14 protein-coding genes are annotated in these 23,993 nt (G+C 71.3%); 8 read left to right on the forward strand and 6 right to left on the reverse strand.

The window, feature by feature from the left end:
• Positions 1-144: 144 nt before the first annotated feature.
• The gene (locus tag AC5020_RS10980) at positions 145-2,364 is read right to left on the reverse strand and encodes a catalase (RefSeq protein ID WP_464988307.1); all 2,220 of its coding nucleotides are present in this window, start codon (positions 2,362-2,364) and stop codon (positions 145-147) included.
• 233 nt (positions 2,365-2,597) lie between these two features.
• On the opposite strand from AC5020_RS10980, the gene AC5020_RS10985 reads away from it, so the two are divergent.
• Entirely contained in the window at positions 2,598-3,668 is a 1,071-nt protein-coding gene (locus tag AC5020_RS10985) for a hypothetical protein (RefSeq protein ID WP_464988308.1), read from the forward strand.
• 104 nt (positions 3,669-3,772) lie between these two features.
• Here the strand turns inward: AC5020_RS10985 and AC5020_RS10990 are convergent, their stop codons facing one another.
• A complete protein-coding gene (locus AC5020_RS10990; protein ID WP_464988309.1) occupies positions 3,773-5,425 on the reverse strand; it encodes an FAD-dependent oxidoreductase in 1,653 nt (550 codons plus the stop codon).
• Positions 5,426-6,067: 642 nt separating this feature from the next.
• Here AC5020_RS10990 and AC5020_RS10995 point away from each other — a divergent pair.
• A complete protein-coding gene (locus AC5020_RS10995) occupies positions 6,068-7,030 on the forward strand; it encodes a carbohydrate ABC transporter permease (protein WP_464988310.1) in 963 nt (320 codons plus the stop codon).
• A gap of 3 nt (positions 7,031-7,033) precedes the next feature.
• Positions 7,034-8,026, forward strand: coding sequence for a carbohydrate ABC transporter permease (locus tag AC5020_RS11000; RefSeq protein ID WP_464988311.1), 993 nt, complete (start codon positions 7,034-7,036; stop codon positions 8,024-8,026).
• Between the two features lie 109 nt (positions 8,027-8,135).
• On the opposite strand, the gene AC5020_RS11005 is transcribed toward AC5020_RS11000, so the two are convergent.
• The 4 genes from AC5020_RS11005 to AC5020_RS11020 all read right to left on the reverse strand — a co-directional run bounded on the left by AC5020_RS11005 (position 8,136) and on the right by AC5020_RS11020 (position 15,011).
• Entirely contained in the window at positions 8,136-9,506 is a 1,371-nt protein-coding gene (locus AC5020_RS11005; RefSeq protein ID WP_377017901.1) for an ABC transporter substrate-binding protein, read from the reverse strand.
• Positions 9,507-9,698: 192 nt separating this feature from the next.
• Entirely contained in the window at positions 9,699-10,442 is a 744-nt protein-coding gene (locus AC5020_RS11010; RefSeq protein WP_377792378.1) for an MBL fold metallo-hydrolase, read from the reverse strand.
• Positions 10,443-10,593: 151 nt separating this feature from the next.
• Positions 10,594-13,251: a transglycosylase domain-containing protein gene (locus tag AC5020_RS11015; protein WP_464988312.1), complete on the reverse strand. Its 2,658-nt coding sequence runs from the start codon at positions 13,249-13,251 to the stop codon at positions 10,594-10,596.
• Positions 13,252-13,478: 227 nt separating this feature from the next.
• Positions 13,479-15,011, reverse strand: coding sequence for a CCA tRNA nucleotidyltransferase (locus AC5020_RS11020; RefSeq protein ID WP_494564429.1), 1,533 nt, complete (start codon positions 15,009-15,011; stop codon positions 13,479-13,481).
• 83 nt (positions 15,012-15,094) lie between these two features.
• On the opposite strand from AC5020_RS11020, the gene AC5020_RS11025 reads away from it, so the two are divergent.
• The 5 genes from AC5020_RS11025 (at position 15,095) to trxB (ending at position 23,986) form a co-directional block, all read left to right on the forward strand.
• Entirely contained in the window at positions 15,095-17,596 is a 2,502-nt protein-coding gene (locus AC5020_RS11025) for a DUF6049 family protein (protein ID WP_464988313.1), read from the forward strand.
• A complete protein-coding gene (murJ, locus tag AC5020_RS11030) occupies positions 17,596-19,338 on the forward strand; it encodes a murein biosynthesis integral membrane protein MurJ (protein WP_464988314.1) in 1,743 nt (580 codons plus the stop codon). The genes AC5020_RS11025 and murJ overlap by 1 nt, the downstream gene beginning before the upstream one ends.
• 55 nt (positions 19,339-19,393) lie before the next feature.
• Positions 19,394-22,198: a protein kinase family protein gene (locus AC5020_RS11035; RefSeq protein ID WP_464988315.1), complete on the forward strand. Its 2,805-nt coding sequence runs from the start codon at positions 19,394-19,396 to the stop codon at positions 22,196-22,198.
• Complete coding sequence (locus AC5020_RS11040; RefSeq protein ID WP_377792383.1) at positions 22,195-22,764, forward strand: hypothetical protein; 570 nt, start codon at positions 22,195-22,197, stop codon at positions 22,762-22,764. Before AC5020_RS11035 ends, AC5020_RS11040 begins: the two co-directional genes overlap by 4 nt.
• Positions 22,765-22,882: 118 nt before the next feature.
• Positions 22,883-23,986, forward strand: a complete 1,104-nt coding sequence (gene trxB / locus AC5020_RS11045; RefSeq protein ID WP_464988316.1) for a thioredoxin-disulfide reductase — start codon at positions 22,883-22,885, stop codon at positions 23,984-23,986.
• The last annotated feature ends 7 nt before the right edge of the window (positions 23,987-23,993 follow it).

Genomic DNA, 23,993 nt, shown 5'->3' on the forward strand with positions numbered 1-23,993 from the left:
TCAACTGATCACCACCGGCGCTCGTGAGCTGACCACCGGTGGGCGGTCGTTCGAGGGTGGCCTGCATGTGACGGGCCACCCTCGAATGACGTCCCGTCTCTGGTCAGAGCCCTGGCAGAGAGGGCCCGCCCTGGTGATCGGGACTCAGACGCCGGCGGGGAACCGCTCCCACACGCGGTGGTTCTCCAGCAGCCGCTGGACCTCGCCGAACACGGTGGTGGCGTCCTCACCGGTGACCAGACCCGGCGCGCCCGGCGTGCAGCGGGCCTCGAGCGCCTCACGGCCGCGGCCCCAGGCGCCGATGGCCTTGGCGTGCCGCCAGCACTCGTCGATCAGCAGGCCCACGCGAGGCTCCACCTCGGTCGCCGGCGCCCCGGCCTTCGGGTCCACCGACGGCTGCGAATCCGGGGCGCTGAGCGGATTGCCGGCCAGCAGCAGGGCGTCGAACTCCACCGAGCGCGCGGTGGCGAAGGTCCTGCCGACGGGCACGCCGGCGACCTCGCCGCCGCGCGGCGCGATCACCACGGGCGTCATGGAGGCACCGACGATCGTCTCGTGCAGGTCGAGCAAGCTGTCGTCGGCGTCGGCGGGGTCCACGACGATGCCGATCATGCGGCCCTCGGTGGGCCACTGCCCGCCCAGCTGCGACAGCGCTGAGCTGGCGGTGACCTCGCCGTCGGCCGGGGAGGCGGGAGCGGGCTCGGTCGGCTCCGGGGCCGGCAGGCCGAGCGCCGCCGCGACCCGTGCGCACAGTTCGCTGTCGATGTTCGCCAGGCACTGCAGCTGCCGCTCGCGGATCGTCGGTTCGTAGCACTTGCCGAGCTCGAAGGAGTAGGCGTCGACGATGTGGTCCTGCTCGACGGGGCTCATGCTGCGCCAGAACAGGCGGGCCTGGCTGAAGTGGTCCTCGAAGGATGCCGACAGCTCGCGCTCCTTGACCCCTTCCGGGATCCGCACGGGCGCGTCGTCCAGCGCCCCCTCGGCGTGACCGGCCATGAACGGACAGCCGCCGTCCAGGGAGTTCGGCTGGTACGGGGCCACTCCGGCGTGATCGCCCTGCTGCCCGTAGCCGTCCCGCAGCATGTCGTTGACCGGGGCGTGGGCGCGGTTGATCGGGAGCTGCGTGAAGTTCGGCCCGCCCAGGCGCGTCAGCTGCGTGTCGACGTACGAGAACAGGCGCACCTGCAGCAGCGGATCGTCGGTGACGTCGATGCCGGGCACCAGGTGGCCGGGATGGAAGGCGACCTGCTCGGTCTCGGCGAAGTAGTTGCTGGGGTTGCGGTTCAGGGTGAGGCGTCCGATGGGCTGGACGGGGGCGAGCTCCTCGGGCACGATCTTCGTCGGATCGAGCAGGTCGATGCCCTCGAAGGTCTGCTCCTCGGTGTCCGGGAACACCTGTATGCCCAGCTCCCACTGCGGGTGCGCTCCGGATTCGATGGCGTCGGCCAGGTCCCGACGGTGGAAGTCCGGATCGGCGCCGCCGAGCAGCTGGGCCTCCTCCCAGGTCAGCGAATGCACCCCCAGCTTCGGCTTCCAGTGGAACTTCACCAGCGACGTCGCGCCTTCGGCGTTGGTGAGGCGGAAGGTGTGGATGCCGAACCCCTCCATCATCCGGTACGAGCGCGGGATGCCGCGGTCACCCATGAACCAGATCGTGTGGTGCTGCGCCTCGGTGTGCAGGGAGACGAAGTCCCAGAAGGTGTCGTGAGCGCTCTGGGCCTGCGGGATCTCCCGGTCCGGGTGCGGTTTGACCGCGTGGACGACGTCGGGGAACTTGATGCCGTCCTGGATGAAGAACACCGGGATGTTGTTGGCCACCAGGTCGAACGTGCCCTCGTCGGTGTAGAACTTGGTGGCGAAGCCGCGGGTGTCGCGCGCGGTGTCCATCGAACCGCGAGAGCCGACCACGGTCGAGAAGCGCGTGAACACCTCCGTGACCTTCCCCTTGGCGAGGAATCCGGCACGGGTGACGGACTCGGCGGTGCCATAGCCCTCGAACACGCCGTGGGCGGCCGCGCCTCGGGCGTGGACCACGCGCTCGGGGATGCGCTCGTGGTCGAAGTGGGTGATCTTCTCGCGCAGATGATGGTCCTGCAGCAGCACGGGTCCGCGCCGGCCCGCCTTGAGCGAGTGGTCGGTGTCCCGCAGCCTCGCGCCCTGCGACGTGGTCAGGAACTCGCCCTGCTGCGCCCTCGTGGCGGGGTCCGGGCCCGGCTCGGCCCCGGTGGCGGTGCGGGGCTCGACGCCGCGCTGGTCAGGCTTCGGGGGAAGCGGCTCGACCGGTTCCGTGGGCTCCTCGAACGACGGCGGGCGGCTCCTGGGGCGGCCGGGCGGCGGGGTCGGGCTGTTCTTCGTGGGTGCCATGACATGCTCCTTCCACACGGCGGATTTCCGCACGACGGACCGGGACGTGGTGACGCCGCTCACAGTACGGCCGGGACCGGCGGCCGGGAACCCGGGGCTCCCGTGACCACCCGCCCCGCGAATGGACCGACCGGTTCGTCCGGTGATGCCGCGCAGGGCCTCCCGTACCGTGGAGCCTTAACCTGGGGCGTGCCTGCCGGGACCCCACCACCCCAGCGACCAGGGAGGGCCGCATGAACGACCCACGGGATGGACAGGACGAGGGGATCAACGTCCTGATCCTTGCCGACCCCGGCCTGTGCGCCCGCCGGGCGGAGGCCGCCCGCGAGCTGTTCGAGGAGGAGCTGACCCAGGTCTACGGGAACGCGACGGTGACGGTGCAGACCCAGTTCCTGGGCATCAGCGACCACAACACGATCGATATGGGCTCCGTCGATGCCGTGCGCGAGGACTTCGAACCGATCGACGTGGCCCTGATGCTCACCGAGATGCCGCGCCGCTCGGAGGGCCGCCCGCTGATCGCCGAGCTTCATCCGGAGAAGTCCGCGGCCACGCTGTCCTACCCCACGATCGGGCTGTTCGCCCCTCGCCAGCGCCTGGTCAACGCCTTCATGGCCTGCGTGCTGCGCCTGACGGCCGGCGGCACCGAGGAGGACCGGGACCGCGTCGCAGCGAGTTGGAACCAGTGGTCCGAGCCCTCGGAAGGTCCTCCTCGGCTGCGCTCGCGAGCTGTCACCGGAGCCGTCCGCACGGTCACGGGCATGGTGGCCACGAACGCGCCCTGGCGCGCCTTCCCGAAGCTCTCCAGCGCGCTGGCCGCCGCCTCGGCAGCCGGCGCCTTCGGCATCTTCTACAACTCCATCTGGACGATGTCCGCGGCCCTGTCGCCCGTGCGACTGCTCCTGATCGGTCTGCTCGCGATCATCCTGATGACGGGATGGCTGATCTTCCGCAACAGCCTGTGGGAGCGGCCCTCGACCAAGGACCGCACCATGGTCCTGCTCTACTACAACCTCTCCACTGTGCTGACGATCTTCCTCTGCGTGCTCGGCCTGTACCTGTCGCTGGTCGTGCTGATCCTGTGCGCGGGCCTGGTGATCATCAGCCCGGACTTCATGGCGACGATCCTCCAGGAACCGGCGAAGTTCGCCCGCTACGTCGACATCGCCTGGCTCAGCGCCGCGATGGGCGTCGTCGCCGGCGGCCTGGGCTCCGGCTTCGACGACGAGACCGATCTGGAGCAGCTCACGCACAGTCGCCGCGAGCAGCTGCGTCGCCTCTCCCGCGAGGACGAGGAGCACTGACCGGTCCCGACGGAACTGCTCAGGATTCGTGGTCCGGGACGAGACCGAGGACTGCCGACAGCTCAGGTGTCGGAGCCCGGGATTCACGTGTCGGAGCCCGGGATTCAGGTGTCGGAGTCCGGAACCCGTTCCAGATCCTTCACCGCCGGCCCTTCCAGCAGCCCGCCGTCGGGGGCGAAACGCGAGCCGTGCAGGGGGCAGTCCCAGGTCTGCTCCGCGTCGTTCCAGCGCAGCACGCCGCCCATATGGGTGCAGACGCCGGAGACTGCGCAGGTCCGTCCCTCCACGGTGGAGACCCCCACCGGCCTGCCGCGCCACCGGCCGACGACACCCCGCCCCTCGGGCGGCGTCGCGGCCGCCCCGGTGACGTCCGCCTCGGTCGCGTCCGCCCCGTGCACGTCGGCCTCGGTCACGTCGGCCCCGGGGTCGTCCGCCCCAGGCACGTCCGTGGGCTCGACGGCTCGGGCCGGTGCTGCCGGCTGCAACGGGCCCGACGGGCCCGTCGGGAGCTGAGTCAGCTCCGCGCCGACCCAGCCCTGCACGAGCTCCTTGCCCACCTGCGCGCCCATCGAGGCCTCGGCGGCCAGGGCGCCGAGCCCGCCGCCCGCGGACCGCAGGACCTCGAACCACACGGGGGTGCGCCCCTCGATGGCCCCGGTCATGGCCAGAGCCGCCGCGGCGGCATTGGTCATTCCCCACTTGGCGTACCCGGTGGCGGCCAGGATGGTGCCGTCGCTGCCGGGCAGGGCACCGATCAGCGGCAGACCGCTCGCGGATTCGTAGTCCTGCGCCGCCCAGGTGTGGGTGCGCTGCGCCCCGGGGACCAGGCGGAGCGCCCACTCGTCCAGCTCGGCGATCCGGGCCGCGTGGGAGTCGGTGCGGCCGGTGACGTGCCCGTTGCCGCCCACCAGCAGCAGTTCCTCGCCGCCGTGGGGCGCCGACCGGATGCTGCGGGTGGGGCCGTCCACGGAGATGTACATGCCCGACGGCACCTGCCTGTGCTCGGGGACCCGGTAGGCCAGGGCGTACGAGCGCTGGGGGACCATCCGCAGCGAGTGGCCGCCGCGGTCCAGGACCGGACTGCCGGTGGCCAGCACGAGACGGTCGGCGCGGAGCTCCCCGCCGGTGGTGCTCAGCCTCAGCGGTCCCCGGCGGGAGGCGCCGGTCAGCCGTACCCCCTCGACGATGACCCCGCCGAGCCCGCGCAGCTCCCGCGCGAGAGCGGTGAGCACATCCATCGCGTCGAACTGCGCCTGGTCCGCGAGGGCGACCGCGCCGGCCATCGGCAGCGCCAGCTCGCTGGTCTCCTGCCATTGCAGATCCAGGCCGAGCTCCTGCGCGGTCTCCAGCTCCTCGCGCAGCTGCGCCGTGCCGGCATCGGTGCTCGCGTAGCTGTAGGCGGTGCGGCGCTGGAGGGGCACGTCGTGCTGCGCGCACAGCTCCAGGAGCCAGTTCTGCCCGTCCCGATTCGCTGCCAGGTACGCCGCGGCGGCCTCCAGCGAGGTCCGTCGGCGGATCCGGGACAGTCGGGTGCTCTGCAGCAGGGAGACCTTTCCGGTGGTGTTGCCGGTGGCGACCGCCCCGACCGTGCGGGCCTCCAGCACGATCACCCGCCGCCCGGTGCGGGCGAGGGCCACCGCCGTGGCGAGCCCGGTCAGCCCAGCGCCCGCGACGGCCACGTCGTACGAGATCCCGGCCGGCATGGCCGAGACGGGGACGCGCGAGGGGTCGTGGGTGTCCAGCCAGAGTGAGGTCATGGCGTCTGCTCTCCATCGGTCGCTGATGGGTCGGGATCGGGGCGGGTCCGGGCTGATCGGGGCGGATAGGAGGCTGATCGGAGCGCCCGACGGCGGAACCGACCCGCTGGGCCCACTGTAGGGAGTGAGTGCGTGGCGCGGCCCGACACAGCGGGGATGGACCGACTGGTCGCGCCCCGCCGCGGGCATCACTGTCCTGCCCCGTACGGCGCCCCCGCAGGGGCAGCCCACGAGGCGGCCGGCCCGCGCGGTTCGTCGCTCCCGGGCGCCCGGAGAGTACGGAGAAGTCGTCGGCTGATCAGGGAGAACGGTGCTCTTCTCGGACGGACCGGCCGGAGTGGGCGTCGGGCAGCGACCGGCGGATCCCGACGTCTCGTCGGTCATCGCAGGCCCCCTACCACCGCGGATACCGGGCCTGCGCGAGCCGTCTCTCCGGGGCGGCGGGCCGTTCGCCGACTTGTCGCACTGCAGAAGCACTTCTACTGTCAGCCGAGAAGCGCTGCCGGGCCGAGCCTCTCCGACTCCGTGCCTCGACCTCAGTGCCTCGGCGCGGGCGAAGCGGGAGGTCACAGCGCTGCCGGAGATCATCTCGCCGGCGCCGCCGCCGGGTCCGTGGGAACGACTTCTTCGAGAGGACGTGACATGACGACAGCCGACCGCACCGCAGTGCCGGTCCCGGCTCCTGCCGCCTCCGGCCCGCCGCGACGCAGACGCCGCCGCTTCACCCGGGAGGCCCTGGCCGGCTACGCGTTCATCTCCCCGTGGATCATCGGGTTCCTCATCTTCACCGTGATCTCGATGAGCTACAGCGCGTTCCTCTCGATGACCGACTACGACCTGGCCACCAACGAGGCTCCGTGGGTGGGAGGCGCCAACTACGCCCAGCTCATCGACGACCCCAAGGTGCTGCAGTCACTGGGCAACACCTTAACCTTCGCGCTGATGTCGGTGCCGCTGGAGACGGCGTTCGCGCTCATGCTGGCGCTGCTGCTGATGTCGATCCCTCGCGGGCAGGGCTTCTTCCGGGTCCTGTACTACCTGCCGAAGATGACTCCTGCCGTCGCGACGGCGGCGGTGTTCCTGCTGCTGCTGAACGGCAACCGCGGAGCCGTCAACCAGTTCCTGGCGATCTTCAACATCCCCGGGCCTCAGTGGCTGATCGATCCCGACTGGATCATCCCCTCGATCGTGCTGATGTCCGCCTGGGCGGTGGCCGGGTCGATGATCATCTACATGGCGGCGCTGCAGGGGGTCCCGACGGATCTCTACGAGGCGGCGGCGCTGGATGGCGCAGGGCCTGTCCGCCGGTTCTGGAAGATCACGATCCCGCTGATCTCACCGACCACGTTCTTCCTCGTCGTCACGAACACCATCACCTCGCTGCAGGTGTTCGACCAGGCGTATCTGCTGTTCTATCGCGACACCAGCAGCTCGGCGCCGTCGGCCTCCCTCTTCTACGGCATCCACCTCTATCAGCAGGCGTTCCAGCAGTTCAACTTCGGGCTCGCCGCCGCCATGGCCTGGGTGCTGTTCGTGATCATCATGATCATCACCCTGATCCAGATCCGGGTCTCCAAGCGCCTCGTCCACTACCAGGGGGAGTAACCGATGACCACCGCGAAGTCCGTCACCGCCGCTCCGATCCCCGGGACCGACGCGGCGCCGGCGCCCGTTCGGGGCCGCGCACGTCCCCGCGCGCCCCGTCCCGAGGTCGCACTGGAGGGGGCCGTCACCGGTCATGCCGACGGTCCGCGCCGTGTGCTGCGCCGCGTGGTCGTCTTCCTGCGCTGGGTGCTGACCCTCGCCATCGGGGCCCTGTTCCTCTACCCGCTGCTGTGGCTGCTCTCGGCCAGCCTGAAGCCTCGCGGGGAGGTCTTCGACAACCGGCTGATCCCCCACACCTGGTCCCCGGAGAACTACACCGAGGTGTGGTCGCAGCTGCCTCTGGCCAGCTGGTTCATGAACTCCGTGTTCATCGCCGTGGCCGGGGCGACGCTGATGACGGTCTCCAGCTCGATGGTCGCCTTCGGCTTCGCCTACTTCCGGTTCCCCGGTCGCAACGTGCTGTTCGGCCTGGTCCTGGCAACGATGATGCTTCCCGGTGCCGTAACCCTGGTGCCCAACTATCTGATCTGGAAGCACCTCGGGTTCCTGGGCACCTCGGTACCGCTGTGGGGCGGCGCGCTGTTCGGATCGGCGTTCTACATCTTCCTGATGCGCCAGTTCTACCGAGGGATCTCCCGCGAGCTGTTCGAGGCGGCCAGGGTCGATGGCTGCACCTTCTTCGGGCTCTTCCGGCGCATCGCCTTCCCGCTCGCCCTGCCCTCGGCGGTGATCGTGTGGCTGTTCGAGTTCCAGGCCTCGTGGAACAACTTCCAGGGGGCGCTGATCTATCTCAACTTCGGCTCCCCGGAGGACTACACCGTCCCGCTGGGCATCAACTACGCCATGACCCTCTTCTCGCCCACCGCCGGGGGCCACGGCGACTACCAGTACGTCATGGTCGCCTCCGTGGTGGTGACCCTGCCGATGCTGATCCTGTTCGCCGTCGGCCAGCGGTACTTCGTGGGCGGCCTGGCCGGGGTCGGCGTCAAGGGCTGACCCAGGGCTGAGCGGCGGCGGCCCCGCCCGGCCTGGGCGGGCCCGGCCTCGAACGACACCGCCGAGCGGCGCCGCCGAGCGGTGCCGCGAACGGCGGCCGCTCACCGGCTCAGGAGTTGTTCTCGTACTCCTGCTGGGCGGTCGACTGGGCGTCGGCGAGCGCCTGCTCGACGTCCTTCTCCCCGGTCATCGCGGCGGAGACGGCGTCGTTCAGGGCCTGCTGGATCTGCTGGCCCGCCGGGGACGGACCGGTCGAGCGGGGCTCGGCGAGCACGTCGTAGTAGACGCCGATGGCCTGGTCGAAGTCGGCATCACCGGACTCGGCCACGAACTGCTCGCGGATCTGCTGATCGGCCTCCGGAGACCCCGTGAACACACCGGTGTTGATGCCGCCGGCCTCCTCGACCGCGGCCTCACGGGCCTCACCGGCCTTGAGCCAGGCGTCCGTCGAGGTGACCGCGAGGGCCCAGGCCAGGGCCGCATCCGGGTTGGCGGCGCCGGTGGGCACCGCGAAGGCGGAACCTCCGGCGAAGGCGATGGTGGTGCCGTCGGTGCCCAGGATCGGCACGGCGTGCAGCTCGACCGCGTCGGCGAAATCGGTGAGGACGTTGAGGTACCACTGGGCCCAGGACTGGGAGACCACCTGGTCGCTCACGTACTGGTTCTGCTCGCCGAACACGTCCATGGAGTTCTTCAGCGAGGTGACCTCCTCGTATCCTCCCTGGAGGTCGAGGATCTCCTTGATCCAGGTGAGGGCCTCGATGTTCTCGGCGCTGTCGAGGGTGGGGGCGCCGTCCTCGCCGATGCTGCCGCCGCCGAACACCTGCAGCCACATCTCGGTGGAGCCGGGGATGTCGCCGTCGAACCCGAGGGTCACAGGGGCAGAGCCCTCGAGGGCGGTGGCCTTCTCCACGGTCTTGAGGAACGCGTCGGGGTCCGAGGTGTCGAAGTCCTCGGGAGAGACGCCGGCGGCCTCGGCCGCGCGCGCGTTGACCAGGATCGCGCTGGGCTGGAAGAACTGCGGGATCGCGTACCTGGCGTCCTGGTAGGTGACGTCGTGGACGGCGGGCTCGTAGTACTGCTGCACGGGATCCACGCTGTGCGCCTCGAAGCCCTGGTCGAGAGGCAGGATGAGTCCCTGGGCGGCGAAGGTCGCCACCACCGCCCGGTCGAGCTGGATGAGGTCGGGCACCTGCCCGGATGCTGCCTGCGCGGTGAACTTCTGGGGGTCGAAGTTCGTGGTGTCCATGTCGATCTGGAGATCGGGGAGCTGCTCGGCCGCGTAGTCGGCGCGGGACTGGCCGACCTCGTCCGAGGGGTTGAAGCCCATCGTGGACAGGGCACCGGTCGCCTCGGTCGAGAACTCGTGGTCCTGCTCGCCGCCGCCCCCGCCGGACGTCTCGCCGCCGCCGCTGCACGCGGCGAGCCCGAGAACGCCGGTGGCCGCGCCCGCCTGGAGTACTCCTCGTCTGGTCAGCATGGTGCTCTCCTCCCGGGCGCGCGGTGCGCGCCTCTCGCGACGACGGGGCATCGCCCCTGGTCGGAGAATAGAGCCGCGCTCATCCAGCGGCAATGAACCCGTCCGAACGGTCCGGAGGGGCCCACCGGCCTGCTCGGGCCGGCCGGTCGCATCGCCGCGTCGGCCCCGTGTCGGACCGGTCCCGTCCTCCCGTTACGCGGGCCCGACCCGCCGGGCGTGCTCGACGGCGGAGCGGACCCCGCGGTCCCAGACGTCCCCGTGGCCGGGCAGGACCGTGCGCGCGCCCGTGGCCTCCAGGGCGGCCAGCGACTCGAGTGCCTGGGCGCTGTCGGCCGTAGCGGCCCCGGCGACGATGCGCGGGCCCGTGCTTGCGGTGTACGGGTCCAGCGTGACCAGCGCATCGCCGGTGAGGACCACGTCGCGGTCGGGAAGGTGGAGGGCGACGTGCCCGTCCGTGTGCCCCGGGGTCGCGATCACTCGAGGGCGACCCGGCGCGTGGAGGGTGGTGTCCGGAGCCAGGGGCAGGGTGTCGCTGACCCCGCGCACCAGGGCGGCACCCGCCAGCATCATCGAGACCAGCATGGGCACGGCGCGGGGGTGTCGGAGCGGGTACACGGCGCTGGGGTTCTCGTGCGCGTAGCGGTAGGGATGCGCGGCCAGCTCCGCATCCCGGGCGTGGGCGTAGATCGGCAGGCCGAGGCGCTGCACGAGCCGGCGAGCGGTGCCGACGTGGTCGAAGTGAGCGTGGGTGAGGACCAGCGCCCGGAGATCCTCGGGACGGTGCCCGAGGGTGCGGATAGCGGATCCCAGCTCGCGCCAGACACCGGGGAGCCCGGCGTCGACGAGGGTCAGGCCGTTCCCGCCCTCGATGAGATAGCAGTTGACGTGAGCGCGACGAATCAGGTGGACGCCGGTCGCCACATCAGGAACAAACATCACGACTCCCTTGCCGAGGGGACCGGGTGAGCGTTGCCGAGTGTACGAGCGGCTCGGCGCGGAGGTCACGGGCCGAGTGGTAGGGAGAGCCGGTGCCACGGCGCCCGTGGGATCCGGCGGCGACCGTCGGCCACCGGACGTGTCGGCCCGCTCAGCCCCCGCCGCCGTCGCTGGGGCCGGCGCCCTGCTGCTGCTCCTGCTCGTTCTGCTCATTGCGGCCGGCGTCGTTCCCCTGGCCCTGATCAGCCTGGTCGCCCTCACCGGCCGGGTCCTCGCCCTGCTCCGGGGTCGGTTCCTCGGACGGCTCCTCACTCGGCTCGGCGGGCTCCTCCGACGGCTCCTCGGAGGGTTCCTCCGACGGCTCGTCGGCGGGCTCCTCGGGCTCCGCCGGCGGCTGCTCACTCGGCTGCGGCTCCGGCGTGCTGCGGGAGCGCTCCTCGTTGTCCAGCTGGACCTCCTCGGGGAAGTCGAGCTTCTCCTGCCCCTCCAGCGAGCTCGACATGATGTCGCCCCAGATCGCGGTGGGGAACGTGCCGCCGGTGATGTTCCGCTCGCCGCCGAACGCCGTCAGCTGCTCCTCGGAGGTCCCGTCCTCGGACGGCTGGAACATGCCCACCGAGGTGACCAGCTGCGGGGTGAAGCCGACGAACCACGCCGAGCGGAAGCTCTCCGAGGTGCCCGTCTTCCCGGCCACAGGGCGACCATCCATGATCCCTTGCAGGTCACGGGCGGAGCCTTCCGTCGGCGGGCCCTGCAGGGCGACGGTCGCGTTCGTGGCGACCTCCTCGTCGATCACCCGCTTCTCCTCGCTCTGATGCTCATAGCGCGAGGACCCGTCGGGCCGGGTGACGGACTGGACGATGTAGGACTCCCGGAGGACGCCGCCGGAGGCGATCGTCCCGTAGACCTCGGCCATCTCCGTGACCGTCGGCGACGCCGAGCCGAGCACGTTGGAGGCCTCGGCACCCAGGCCCGGCGTCTCCTCCGGCAGCCCGAGGGCGACCGCGGTGTCCCGGGTGCGCTCGGGACCCACCTCGATGTTCGCCTCCGCGTAGGCGGTGTTGATCGAGTGCGTCGTGGCCTCGGCCAGCGAGACCCGCCCGTAGGAGTTGTCGCCGAAGTTCTTGACCGTCCAGCCGGGGAACTCCTTCGGGGAGTTGCCGTCCCAGCGGGAGTCCAGCGGGTAGCCGTCCTCGAGCGCCGAGATCAGGGTGAAGGTCTTGAAGATCGATCCGGCCTGCATGCGGGACTGGGTGGCGTCGTTGACGGACTGGGAGACGAAGTCCGGCCCCCCGTACATGCCGCGGATCGCTCCCGAGGAGGGATCCATCGTCACCGTGCCGACGCGGTTCTGCTCGGGGCGGTCCTCCGGCAGGTTCTCGATCGCCTGGACGGTGTTGTTCTGGATCGAGGGATCGATGGTGGAGACGATCTTGTACCCGCCGGTGTTGATCTCCTCCTCGGTGAAGCCCTGCTCGATCAGCTCGTTGCGGACCTGGGCCAGCAGATACCCGTTGGTGCCGCCCAGGGTGTTCTCGCTCTTGGGCTCGATGGTCTCGGGGAACTGCATCGCGTCGGCCTCGGAGGCCGTCATCTGGCCGGTGTTGACCTGCCGGGAGATGACCCGGTTCCACAGCCTCTGGGCGTCCTCGGGATTCTTGGCGGGATCGTAGGTGGAGGGGCCCGGGATCACCGCGACCAGCAGTGCGGCCTCCTCCTCGGTGAGCTCCGAGGCGTCCTTGCCGTAGTACGCCTGCGAGGCCTCCTGGATGCCGTAGGCGCCTCGCCCGAAGTAGATCGTGTTGAGGTATCTGGAGAGGATCTCGTCCTTGCTCAGCTCCTGGTCGATCTTCAGCGCCATCACCATCTCCTTCACCTTGCCGGCGTAGGAGGTGGTGGTGCCGGTGTAGTACCGCTCCACGTACTGCTGGGTGATGGTCGAACCGCCCTGCCGGGCGCCGCCGGAGAGATTGTTGACCATGGCGCGCACGATGCCGCGCGGGGAGACGCCGCGGTTCTCGTAGAAGCTGGAGTCCTCGCTGGCCACGACGGCGTCCTTGACGTTCTGCGGGATCTCCTCGGCATCGAGCTCGGTGCGGTTGACCTCGCTGAACTCGCCCATCTCGGTCTCGCCGTCGGCGAAGTAGACGCGGGTGGTCTGGGACAGCGCGAAGTCGGAGGGCTCCGGCACCTCGGTGTCGTTGTACAGCCACACGGCGAAGCCGAGGCCTGCGAGCACCATCAGCGCCATCGCGCCCACGATCATGCGCAGCGAGGGGATCCAGCGCCACGGGTTCCGCGCACCGGCCCGCGGGTAGTTCAGGAAGTTGGCCGGGACCGGCTTGCGGGGGCCTCTTCCGCCCCGGCCGCCACCGCCCGTACCGCGCGCTCCGGCTCCAGCTCCGGCCGCGGCGGCACTCGTGGCCGCGCCGCGACGAGCGGTCCGGGGTGCGGTGCCCGCGCTCTTGGACGGACGGGCGTGCCGGGCGGCGACCGAGGTGCGACCGCCCTCGCCGGCACCCGAGGCACCGCCGGCCCGGGAGCCGCTGCCTGCGCCCCTGGGGCTGCCGCCTGCGGCGCCGGCGCTCGCGCCGGCCGCTACGGCCCCTGTCCCGGCGGCGCGGCCACCCGTGGCGGACGAGCTGCGGCCGGTGCGGCTGGTGCCCTTGGGCGCGGGAGTCTTCGGCGCCGGCTTCGCCGGGGTCGCGCGACGGACTCCAGCGGCACGACGGGCACCACCGCTCGTCGGCTTCTTCGATCGGTTCGATCGGTCCGACGAGCCACGGGACGAGCGTCGGGATTCGCTCATGGCTGCTCCTGGTCCTTCGGGGACACGTCCTTCGGGGGCACGGACGCGTGCACGTGCCACCGGGGCACGCAGCTCCCCAGTATGCGCACGCCGCTGCGTCCGACGGAACGGCCCGGCGTCGAAGCACACAGACTATCCACGTCTCGTGCGGCGCCGCTCACACCCAGCCTGCGCGCCTGCACACGTCCCTCACGAGGAGGCCGCCCGGGACGCCGGTCCCGAGGGCGTCACTCCTCGCCGCGGGCGGCCCACCATGCCTTCAGCTCCTCGATGGCACGCTCCTCGCCGAGGGGGCCGTGCTCCATGCGCAGATCCAGCAGATGCTTGTAGGCCTCGCCGACCGCCGGGCCGGGGCTCATCCCGAGGATCTCCATGATCCGGTTGCCGTCCAGGTCGGGCCGGATCCTCCCGATCTCCTCCTGCTCGGCGAGGTGATCGATCCTCGCCTCGAGCTCGTCGTAGGCCAGCGCCAGCTGGCGCGCCTTGCGCCGGTTGCGGGTGGTGACATCGGCCCGGGTGAGGCGGTGGAGGTGCTGAAGGAGATCACCGGCGTCGGTGACGTAGCGCCGCACCGCCGAGTCGGTCCAGGGCGCGTCGGCGTACCCGTGGAAGCGCAGGTGCAGCTCCACCAGCCGGGCCACCTTCTTGGTGGTGTCCTTGTCGAACGTCAGCGCGCGCATCCGCTTCGCGGTCATCTTCGCGCCCACCGTCTCGTGGAACCGGAAGGTGACCGCACCGCCAGGTTCGAACCGGCGGGTGGCGGGCTTGCCCACGTCGTGCATCAGCGCGGCCATGCGCAACACCAGGTCGGGTGCCTCGCAGGGCCCGCCGGAGCCTCGGGGGCTCTCGAGATCGATCGCCTGGTCCAGCACCGTCAGCGAGTGCTCGTAGACGTCCTTGTGATGGTGGTGCTCATCGATCTCCAGCCGCAGCCCGGGCAGCTCGGGGAGGACATGGTCGGCCAGACCCAGCTCCACCATCAGCTCGAGGCCACCGCGGGGATGCGCACCGAGCATCAGCTTGACCAGCTCCTCGCGCACGCGTTCGGCCGAGACGATGGACAGACGCTCCGCGAGCGCCTCGATCGCGTCGGCCGTGGAGTCCTCGATGCGGAATCCGAGCTGGGAGACGAAGCGGACCGCGCGCAGCATGCGCAGCGGGTCGTCGGTGAAGGACTGCTCGGGGCCGACGGGGGTGCGCAGCACCGTGCGGGCGAGGTCGCCGAGCCCGTCGAAGGGATCGACCAGCTCCAGCGAGGGGATGCGCACCGCCATCGCGTTGACCGTGAAGTCGCGGCGGGAGAGGTCCCCGGCCAGGGTGTCCCCGAAGGCGACCTGCGGCTTGCGGCTGGCCGGGTCGTAGGACTCGGTGCGGTAGGTGGTGATCTCCACCTTCACGCCCCCGCGGGCACCGCCCAGGGTGCCGAACTCCCGGCCCATGTCCCACACCGCACCGTCATGGGTCCAGCCGCGCAGGATCGCCTCGGTCTCCTCGGGCCGCGCGGAGGTCGTGAAGTCCAGATCGGCACTGGAGCGACCCAGCACCGCGTCCCGCACCGGCCCGCCGACCAGGGCGAGCTCGAAGCCGGCCGCCTCGAACCGGCGGCCGAGGTCGTGGATCTCCTCGGGCAGCGCCCGGAACATCGACGCGGACCGGGTGCGCGCGATGTCGAGCCGCTCAGCGGTCTCAGCGGCATCGCCATCGGCGGGGTCGGTCGGCTCGACGGGGTCGACGGGGTTGGTCACTGCTCGTCCTGTCATGGGGTCGGGAAGCGGGTCGACGCGATGTAGAGGTCTCGTGCACCCGCAGCCCCTCTACGGTAGCGGCCGCTTACAGTGTCACCATGCCGTCGTCCCCGCCACTCGTGCGCCCGATTCTCGCGGCGCTGCTGGCGGTCCTGCTGCTCACGTCATCAGCGCTGGTGAGCGGACCGGCGACGCTGCTTCCGGCGGCCGATGCCGCTGGTCCCGCGGGTACCGGTCCCTCTCCCGAGGCGCCACCGGACCCTCCCGGGGACTCGCCGGTGAGCATGGATCTCGTCTCCCTGGATCCCACGTCGCTCGCTCCGGGCGGGATGGTCCAGGCGGAGGTCGAGGTGACGAACACCTCGTCGCAGCCGCTGAGCGACGTCGAGCTCGAGCTGCGCACCCGCACCTCCCGGGTCACCGACCGCGCGATGGTGGCCGACTGGCAGGCCGACTCCTCACCGGATACCACCGGCCCCGCGCTGACGACCTCGCCGGAGGTGCCCCAGCTGGACCCGGGCGAGTCCGCGACCCTGTCCATCGAGGCCACCGCCGAGGAGCTCGCCTACTCCGAGGAGCCCTACTTCTGGGGCACGCGCCGCATCTCGCTGACCGTCGTCGCCGACGAGGAGCCGCTGGCGGCGATCCGCTCCTTCGTCGTGTGGCGGCCCGCCGGCACCGAGGACTCCATCACCCAGTCCGTGCTGCTGCCGGTGGCCGCCCTCGACGCCTCCGCCCCGGTCACCGCTCCTGAGGCGCATGCGCAGTCGGCGGAGTCCGGCCGCCTGGCCTCGCTGGAGCAGCTCGCGCTGCGCGAGGACGTCGACTGGTGGCTGGACCCGGCACTGCTGGATCCGCCGCAGCTGCCCGTCGAGTCCGAGGAGGGCACACCCGCCCCCGACGACGCAGAGGACGAGGAGGAGGCCCCGCAGTCGCCACGGGAGTACGAGGCCCCGGCGCCCGCTTCCGAGATGGCCGACGCGCTGGGCCAGGGCGTGGGCGACCGCACCGTGCTGGGCATGCCCTACGCGCGCGCCGACCTGGTCAGCCTGCGCGAGGCGGGAGCCGACGGCGTGCGCAGTGCCGCCGAGGAGAGCGCCCGCAGCACGTGGGAGGAGGCGGACATCGCGCCCCGCGCCTCGGCGATGCGCCTGGAGGGGCCGAACACCGACGCCGCCGGCCTGCAGCGCCTGGCCGACGCGGGCGCCACCACCGCGATCATGCCGTCGACCTCGCTGCGCGCGGATGCCGGCTCGAGCGTGACACCAAGCTCCGTCGGCGTCGTCGAATCCACCGCCGAAGGGGGCGCCGGTTCCGGATCGGAGCTGCCCGTGCTCGCTCCGGATCCCGTGCTGTCCTCCGAATTCTCCCAGCTCACCGGCGACTCCGATACGGAGCAGACGCGCCAGCGCCTGCTCGCCGAGACGGCCACCATCGCCTCCGAGTACACCGACGCCCCTCGCCACCTCCTGATCGCTCCGGATCCCGAGGCATCGCTGGATGCCGCGGCCGCCGAAAGCGCCCTGGACGCGCTGGCCGCGGCGCCCTGGGTGGAGCCCGGACGCACCGGCGACCTACTCGATGCTGCCGACCATCGCTCCTGGACGACCGACCCCCAGAGCGAATCGGGGGAGCTGCTGGCCCTGGGCCGGCTCAGCATGCGCGACGTCCGGCCCTCGGGCCCCGGGCAGAACGGCCGCTGGGGCCACCTGGACGAGGCCGAGTCCCCCCAGCTCCTGGACCCCGACGCGCTGGCGGACCTGGAGGGCACCTGGAATCGGCTGGATGCCCTCGGTGCCGCCATGGAGGACGACACCCCGCTGGAGGCGCCCCGACTCGAGGTACTGGCGGGCACGTCGGTGCGATGGCGCGGCTCACCCGAGGTGCCTGCCGAGCGCGCCCAGGACGCCGCCGCAGTCTCCGATGAGCTGCAGGAGAAGATCCAGGTGGTTCCCGCCTCGGGGTACAACCTGATCTCCGATTCCGTCGGTGTGCCCATCACCATCACCAATCAGCTCGACACCCCCATCAGGGTCCGCACGGCCGTCTCCTCGGACCGTCCGCTGGTGCGCATCGGTGAGGCGCCCGTCGTGGAGGTCCCCGCCCAGGGACAGGTCGACGCCACCGTCCCCGTCGAGGCGATCGCCAACGGCACCGTCACCCTGACCACCGTGCTGACCGCCGAGGACGGCCAGCGGTTGACCGAACCGGTCGATGTCCCGCTGACGGTGAACCCGGCGTGGGAGAACTGGACCACGTTGCTGCTGGTGATCGCCATGGGGGTGCTGATGGTCGTCGGCGTGGCCCGGGCCCGGCGCACCGGCTCCGCCACCCGGGCTCCCGCCGTGCACGGCCCCGAGGATCCCGTCGAGCTCTCCCGCACCGGCCGCTCCATGCTCGACACGACGGCGACCGAGGCGGTGGTTGCCGAGGACGACGAGGCCGAGCAGCACAGCGAGGACGAGGAGCGGGACCCGCCCGGGGACTCCGGCCCCCCGGGCGCCGCCGGCGAGTCCCGCCGGGGGCGCCGGAGCGGGCCCGCCACCCATCGCCGTCCCATGAACGACCACGAGCACCACCACGGAGAGGAGGAGACCTGATGAGCACGTCCCTCCGCGTCCAGCATGTCCCGCGCCACCGCCGAGTCGGGGCCGTCCCCTCCAGCAGCACGAAGCTGCTGCAGGCCAGTGTGCTGATGGCCTCCGGCTCGGTGGTCTCGCGCATGCTCGGCTTCGTGCGGAACTTCCTGTTCGGCACCATCTTCACCGGCTCCATGTCTGCCGTCGCCAACGCCTTCAGCGCCGCGAACGTCCTGCCCAACACCATCTGGCTGCTCGTCGGCGGCGGCACCCTGAACGCGATCCTGGTGCCGGCGATCGTGCGCGCCGTCAAGCGTCCCGATCGCGGCAGCGACTACATCTCCCGGCTGATGACGCTGGTGGCCGCCGTCGCCCTGGGGATCACGGCCATCTGCACCCTGCTGGTGCCGCTGCTGCTGACCGTCACCAGCGGCGTGCTGCCCCCGGCGACGTTCGCGCTCGCGGTGCAGCTGGGCTACTGGATGATGCCGCAGATCTTCTTCTCGGCGCTGTACGTCATGTGCGGCCAGCTGCTGAATGCGCACGACTCCTTCGGTCCGTACCAGTGGGCACCCGTGCTCAACAACCTCGTCGCCATCCTCGGCGCCGCGATGTTCCTGGGCGTGTGGGGGAAGGTCGGCTCCCCGGACGAATGGACCATGCCGATGGTCATCGCGATGGCCGCGATCAACGTCGGCGGATCCGCGGCGCAGGTGCTGTTCCTGTTCTGGTACGTCAAGAAGCTCGACCTGCGGCTACGCCCGCGCTGGGGCTTCCGCGGGCTGGGGCTGGGCAAGCTGAGCCGGATCGGGCTGTGGACCCTGGCCATGCTGGGTCTGGGTCAGCTGGGCATCTGGTCCTCGCGCTGGGCCACCGGCGACGCGGTGCGGATGACGGAGCAGCTGGCGGACCAGCCGGACCTCGCGGCCCGGTACCCGGCGCTGCTGACCATGGAGTGGGCCTACCTCGCGTTCATGCTGCCGCAGGGCATCATCGCCGTCACCCTGGTCACGGCCACGTTTCCGTCGCTCTCACGGCACGCGGCCGAGGGCGAGCACGCCGGGGCGCTGGACCGCTATGCCGAGACCAACCGGCTGCTGGCGGTGCCGATGGTGCTGTGCACGGCCGTGTTCATCGCCCTGTCAGGGCCGATCATGTGGGTGATCGGCGGCGGCACCGGGGAGATCGGGGCCCGCGCCAACGGCACGGTGCTGATCGGCTACATCCTGGGCCTGGTGCCGTTCGCGTCGCTCTACCTCATCAAGCGCGTCTTCTACGCCTACGAGGACGCACGCACGCCGTTCCTCACGCAGATCCCGATCACGGTGATCTCCTTGCTCTCGGTGCCGATCATCCTCACGACGGTGGACCCGAAGTGGGCGGCATTCTCCGCCGCCGCCTTCACGAGCTTCGGGAACCTGATCGCCTGGATCCTGGCCGCCTGGCAGCTGCGCCGCCACGCGCGCGCCGTGGGCACCACGCCGCCGCAGCTCGCCGTGGGCGCGAGGGTGCTGGGCAAGCTGCTCGGCGCCGCCGTGGTCAGCTGGGCGGTCGGCACGGGACTGGTCGCCCTGGCCGGGGACCTGTTCTGGGTCCACCGGGTCCTGGCAGCGGGGCTCGGCGCGATCGTCGCGGCCGTCATGACGGCCGTGTTCGTGGCCCTGGCGTGGCTGATGAACGTGGCCGAGGTGCGGATGCTCGTGGGCTACGCCCAGCGAGCGACCAATAAGCTGGCCCGCCGTGGTCCGAGAGTGAGCTCGTAGCATGGAAGGCGCTCGTGACGGGCGCACGCCCGCAGGACGAGGAGAAGGACGGTCCGTGAACACGACTGAGCAACAGGACGCGCTGCGTTCCCGGTGGACCCTGGAGGGGACGATCCCTCTGGCCGGTGTCGCCGACGGCGCCGCGTGGCATCGCGCCCGATCGGTGGCCACCGGTGAGAGCGTCACCCTGTTCATCGTGCGCGGCCCGGCCGCTCTCGAGGCCGCCGACGCCGTCCGCCGCGCCTATCTGGTCGAGGACCCGCACCTGGTTCCCGTGCGCGACATCGTGGTGCTCGAGGGCTCGGACGAGAACCCTGGCGATGCCGGCCCCGCCCGCGCCGCCGAGGGAACCGGTGGAGCCGACGGGGAGGAGCCGACCGGCGAGTCGCGAACCGGGGAGGGGCCGATGACGATCGTCGAGTACCCGCCGCCACCCGCGCCGCCGCTCGCTGCCCTGCTCGGCAAGGGGCCGCTGCACCCGGAGACGGCCCGCTCGATCATCGGCGAGGCCGCGACCGGCCTGGAGGTCGCCCGCCGCCGCGGGGTGCGCCACCAGTTCCTGGATTCCAACCGCGTGTTCGTCGACACGGCCTCGGGCGAGGTCTCGGTGCTCGGCGTGGGCGTGGAGGCGGCTGCGCACACCAACCTCGACCGTTCGCGCGAGGTCGCCTCCTTCCAGGACACCGCGGCCCTGGTCGCGCTGCTGTATCGCGCGCTCACCGGCCGCAGTCCGCAGCACGACGCCTCGGGAACCGTGCCGCGACCCTCGTCGATCGTGGACACCGAGATCCCGGCGGATCTCGACCTGCTGTGCGACCTGGTGCTGAACGAGACGGCCGACGACATCCCCGAGACCACCCGCGGGCTGATCGCCGCCCTCGAGCCGTGGCAGTCCATCCCGGTCACGCTCGAGGCGTACCCGCGCGGGAGCCGCCCGGCCGGCCCCTTGCAGCAGCACGGGGAGCCGGGCAGGACGGACGAGCGAGGCGAGCCGGACAAACCGTCCGTGACGGACGAGCGGGGCGAGCCGGTCGAGCCGTCCCACCCGGTCGAACCGTCCGAACCGGTCGAGCCGGACGAGGACACGGTCGTCCGCCCGGCCGGCCCTGGCACGGAGGCCCACTCCGCTGCCGGTCCCACCACCGCTGGAGCGCTGGCAGCGGCCGGCGCCGTCGGTGCGGCGACCTCTCAGACGACTCCGCCCGGCTCGACGCCCGGCCCCGTGCCACCGGTGGATACCGCGCGCGACCAGGCCCCGAGCGCCGCAGCATCCGCGCCGGCAGCTGAGCCGGCGCCGGCAGCTGAGCCTGCGGTGGCAGCGGCCCGCGGGGCCGCGCCGGGCCCTGCAGGTGCTGCGGAGCCGGAGGACACGGCCAAGCCGGTGGACACAGCGGAGCCTGCGGAGGCCGTGGAGTCCGTGGAGACCGCTCAGACATCGGCCGAGGCCCGAGGGCTGGTAGAGGATCTCCACCTGGACGAGAAGCGGTCCAGCAGTCCGTTCCCCGGTCAGCTCGACATCACGCCGCCGCCGCGTCCCACCACCCCTGCCGCTCCCGAGCCGCAGGAGGCGCCGGCGGCGTCGGACCGCACGCAGCCGTCGGAGCCGTCGCACTCCGGCCACGCCCCGCAGTCCGGCTCCCCGGAACAGTCATCGGCCCCTGCCGCAGCGGGAGCGGGCGCCGTCGCCGCCGGAGGTGTGGCCGCCGACTCGCAATCGGTCGACCCGGACATCCCCGCGCGCACCGCAGGCACCCAGTGGCCGCTAACTCCGGTCCACGACGCCGAAGCCGCCGATCCGCTCTCGCCGTCACAGGCTCCGGAACACAGCACGGCACCTCCCGAGCAGCCGCGTCGGACCTCGCCCGAGCATCCCGACGCGAGCGGTGTGCCCGATACGCAGACCCCGCAGCAGGATGAGGACGCAGCGGCTGCCGAGGCGGCGACTCCCACCTCGGCCGGCCCGGTCCATCACACCCCCAGCGCCGGGTCACCGGCACCGATGGCGGTCTCGGGACGCACCGAGTCCCTGGCGCCGGTGGTCAGCGACGGCCCCATCGTGGTGCGCGGTCGCGATCGCTCCGCCCTGGAGGATCCGCCCGAGGAGGCCACGGTGCCGTCGGGCCGCGGCACTCTGTTCCGCGACGTGGTCGGCATCGCCGTGGACGCCGACGACCCCGAAACCTACGCGCTGGGCCCGACGCAGGCCGAGGAACGCTCCCGGCAGTCGCAGTGGATCCTCATCGGCGGCGTGCTGGTGGTCATCGTGGCCCTGGTGTTCGCGCTGACCACCGTCACGTCCGGGCTGCGCGAACGCATGGCCAACCCGCTGGACACCTCGCCCGTCGCGTCACCCACGGAGACCGAGACGGACGAGGCGCCGGTCGAGCCCACCCAGGACACCGAGGAACCCGAGCTGCCCGCCGCGCAGATCGGCGGCATCGAGCTGTTCGCACAGGGCACTGATCAGCCGCCGGACAACGCCGACCAGCAGGAGCGGATCACCGACGGGGACCCCGGGACCTTCTGGTCCACCAAGTACTACGCGAGTCCCGACTACGGCGGCCTGAAGGAGGGCGTCGGCGTCCGGGTGAATCTGGTGGAGCAGTCGAAGCTCTCGGCGGTGACCGTCACCACCGCCCGCAACAGCGGCGGGACACTGGAGCTGCGCGCCGTGAACGACGACGGCTCCCCGGGGGACGTCCTGGCCAGCGGCGAGTTCGCCGGAGACGGTGAGGTCCGTCTGGAGCCGGGCGAGCCCGTGGAGACGGACAAGGTCATCCTGTGGCCCAGCGACCTGCCGCCCGACAGCGAGGAGTCCGGCAAGTTCCGGGCCCGCATCGCGGAGATCCGCGTCGAATGAGACGGCTCGGGTTCCGTTCCTCGTCGCGGCGTCACCGGGGCGGGAGCGGTCCGCGCCGCACGTCGGTACTGGGCATCCCGGTCCAGCTGATCCTGGTCGCGATGGTGATCGCCGCTCTCCTGGGAGCACTGCTGGCGGCCGCTCTCGAGCAGTCCACCGCCAGTCGCACCCATTCCGGGTCCTCCGCGGTCGATGCGCCCACGGGCGCCGGGAAGAATTCGTCCGGTCTCCCCGTTATCACGGAGACAACTCTCGGCACCGAGGTCCAGAGGCTCGTCGACGCCGGCATGATCCAGCCGCCGACCAGCTTCGACGCCACCGAGTGCCTGCGGGAACAAGGAATCCAGGACTCGATCCTGATCATGGAGGAGGTGGCGTGGGGCACCGACGAGACGCACGGCTGGCTGCTCGTCCACGGTCCGATGGACCGCGAGACGCTGCGCGCCAACGGCGGCACCGTCTCGGCGACCGTCGTCCTGCCCAACTGCGGATCGGCCGACGGAGGCGACGTGGACCCGCAGCAGTCACGACTGTGGTCCGGAAGCGTGATGATCGGCTCCCTCTGACGTCACCGACGCACCTCGGTCACGACCGGCCACCGGCGTCTCGCCCTCCTCTGCTCCATACTTGATCGCGGTGCTCCCGCTGACCGACCACGACGCATCCCACGGAAGGACATCACCCATGTCGCAGCCCATCCAGGCCCTCAACATCCTCGGGGGCGCCGCCGCCTCGGCGGACACCGCACCGGCGGCCGCACCCGAGCCCACGGGTGACGAGACCATCCACGAGGTGGTCATCGTCGGTTCGGGGCCTGCCGGCTACACCGCCGCGATCTACACCGCGCGCGCCGAGATGAAGCCCATCGTCATCGCGGGCGCGCTCGACGCCGGTGGCGCCCTGATGACCACGACGGACGTCGAGAACTACCCCGGCTTCGTCGACGGCATCCAGGGCCCCGAGCTGATGACCACGATGCAGGAACAGGCTGAGCGCTTCGGTGCCGAGATCGTCTACGAGGACGCCGTCGACCTCCAGCTCGAGGGAGACGTCAAGACAGTCACCCTCGACGACGGCACCGTGTACCGGTCCCGGTCCCTGATCATCTCCACGGGCTCTGCGTACCGCGAACTCGGCGTCGACGGGGAGAAGGAGCTCTCCGGCAAGGGCGTCAGCTGGTGCGCGACCTGCGATGGGTTCTTCTTCAAGGATCAGGACATCGTGGTGATCGGTGGCGGCGACAGCGCCGTGGAGGAGGCGACGTTCCTGACCCGCTTCGGCAAGTCCGTCACCCTGGTCCATCGCCGTGATCAGCTGCGCGCCTCGAAGATCATGGCCCGCCGCGCCGAAGCCGATCCCAAGCTCCAGTTCGCGTGGAACAGCGAAGTGGTCAGCATCAACGGGAGCGACAAGGTCGAGTCCGTGACGCTGCGGGACACCGTCACCGGCGAGGAGCACACCATGTCGACCTCCGCGGTGTTCGAGGCGATCGGCCACCTTCCCCGCACGGAGCTTCTGCGCGGAAAGCTGGAGCTCGACGAGCAGGGTTACATCGTGTGCGAGGGCCGTTCCACGTACACGTCCGTCCCGGGGGTGTTCGCGGCGGGGGACGTCGTGGACCACACCTACCGCCAGGCCATCACCGCGGCCGGGACCGGATGCCAGGCGGCGCTGGACGCGGAGCGGTGGTTGACCGATCGCGACGCTCTGGCCGATGCGGAGGCGAAGACGGCGGACCCGGAGGAGACCGTCGTGGTGACTGCCGAGGCGCAGCCCGCCGCTGGCTGAGGTGCCC

This window comes from Brachybacterium sp. SYSU DS0246 (genome assembly GCF_059391765.1).

Bases quoted from the DNA above. Each gene is read 5' to 3' on its own strand.
- AC5020_RS10990 (WP_464988309.1), bottom strand. From the start codon at position 5,425: ATGACCTCACTCTGGCTGGACACCCACGACCCCTCGCGCGTCCCCGTC.
- AC5020_RS11025 (WP_464988313.1), top strand. From the start codon at position 15,095: ATGCCGTCGTCCCCGCCACTCGTGCGCCCGATTCTCGCGGCGCTGCTG.
- AC5020_RS11010 (WP_377792378.1), bottom strand. From the start codon at position 10,442: ATGTTTGTTCCTGATGTGGCGACCGGCGTCCACCTGATTCGTCGCGCT.
- AC5020_RS11015 (WP_464988312.1), bottom strand. From the start codon at position 13,251: ATGAGCGAATCCCGACGCTCGTCCCGTGGCTCGTCGGACCGATCGAAC.
- AC5020_RS11000 (WP_464988311.1), top strand. From the start codon at position 7,034: ATGACCACCGCGAAGTCCGTCACCGCCGCTCCGATCCCCGGGACCGAC.
- murJ (WP_464988314.1), top strand. From the start codon at position 17,596: ATGAGCACGTCCCTCCGCGTCCAGCATGTCCCGCGCCACCGCCGAGTC.
- AC5020_RS10980 (WP_464988307.1), bottom strand. From the start codon at position 2,364: ATGGCACCCACGAAGAACAGCCCGACCCCGCCGCCCGGCCGCCCCAGG.
- AC5020_RS10995 (WP_464988310.1), top strand. From the start codon at position 6,068: ATGACGACAGCCGACCGCACCGCAGTGCCGGTCCCGGCTCCTGCCGCC.
- AC5020_RS11020 (WP_494564429.1), bottom strand. From the start codon at position 15,011: ATGACAGGACGAGCAGTGACCAACCCCGTCGACCCCGTCGAGCCGACC.
- AC5020_RS10985 (WP_464988308.1), top strand. From the start codon at position 2,598: ATGAACGACCCACGGGATGGACAGGACGAGGGGATCAACGTCCTGATC.
- AC5020_RS11040 (WP_377792383.1), top strand. From the start codon at position 22,195: ATGAGACGGCTCGGGTTCCGTTCCTCGTCGCGGCGTCACCGGGGCGGG.
- trxB (WP_464988316.1), top strand. From the start codon at position 22,883: ATGTCGCAGCCCATCCAGGCCCTCAACATCCTCGGGGGCGCCGCCGCC.
- AC5020_RS11005 (WP_377017901.1), bottom strand. From the start codon at position 9,506: ATGCTGACCAGACGAGGAGTACTCCAGGCGGGCGCGGCCACCGGCGTT.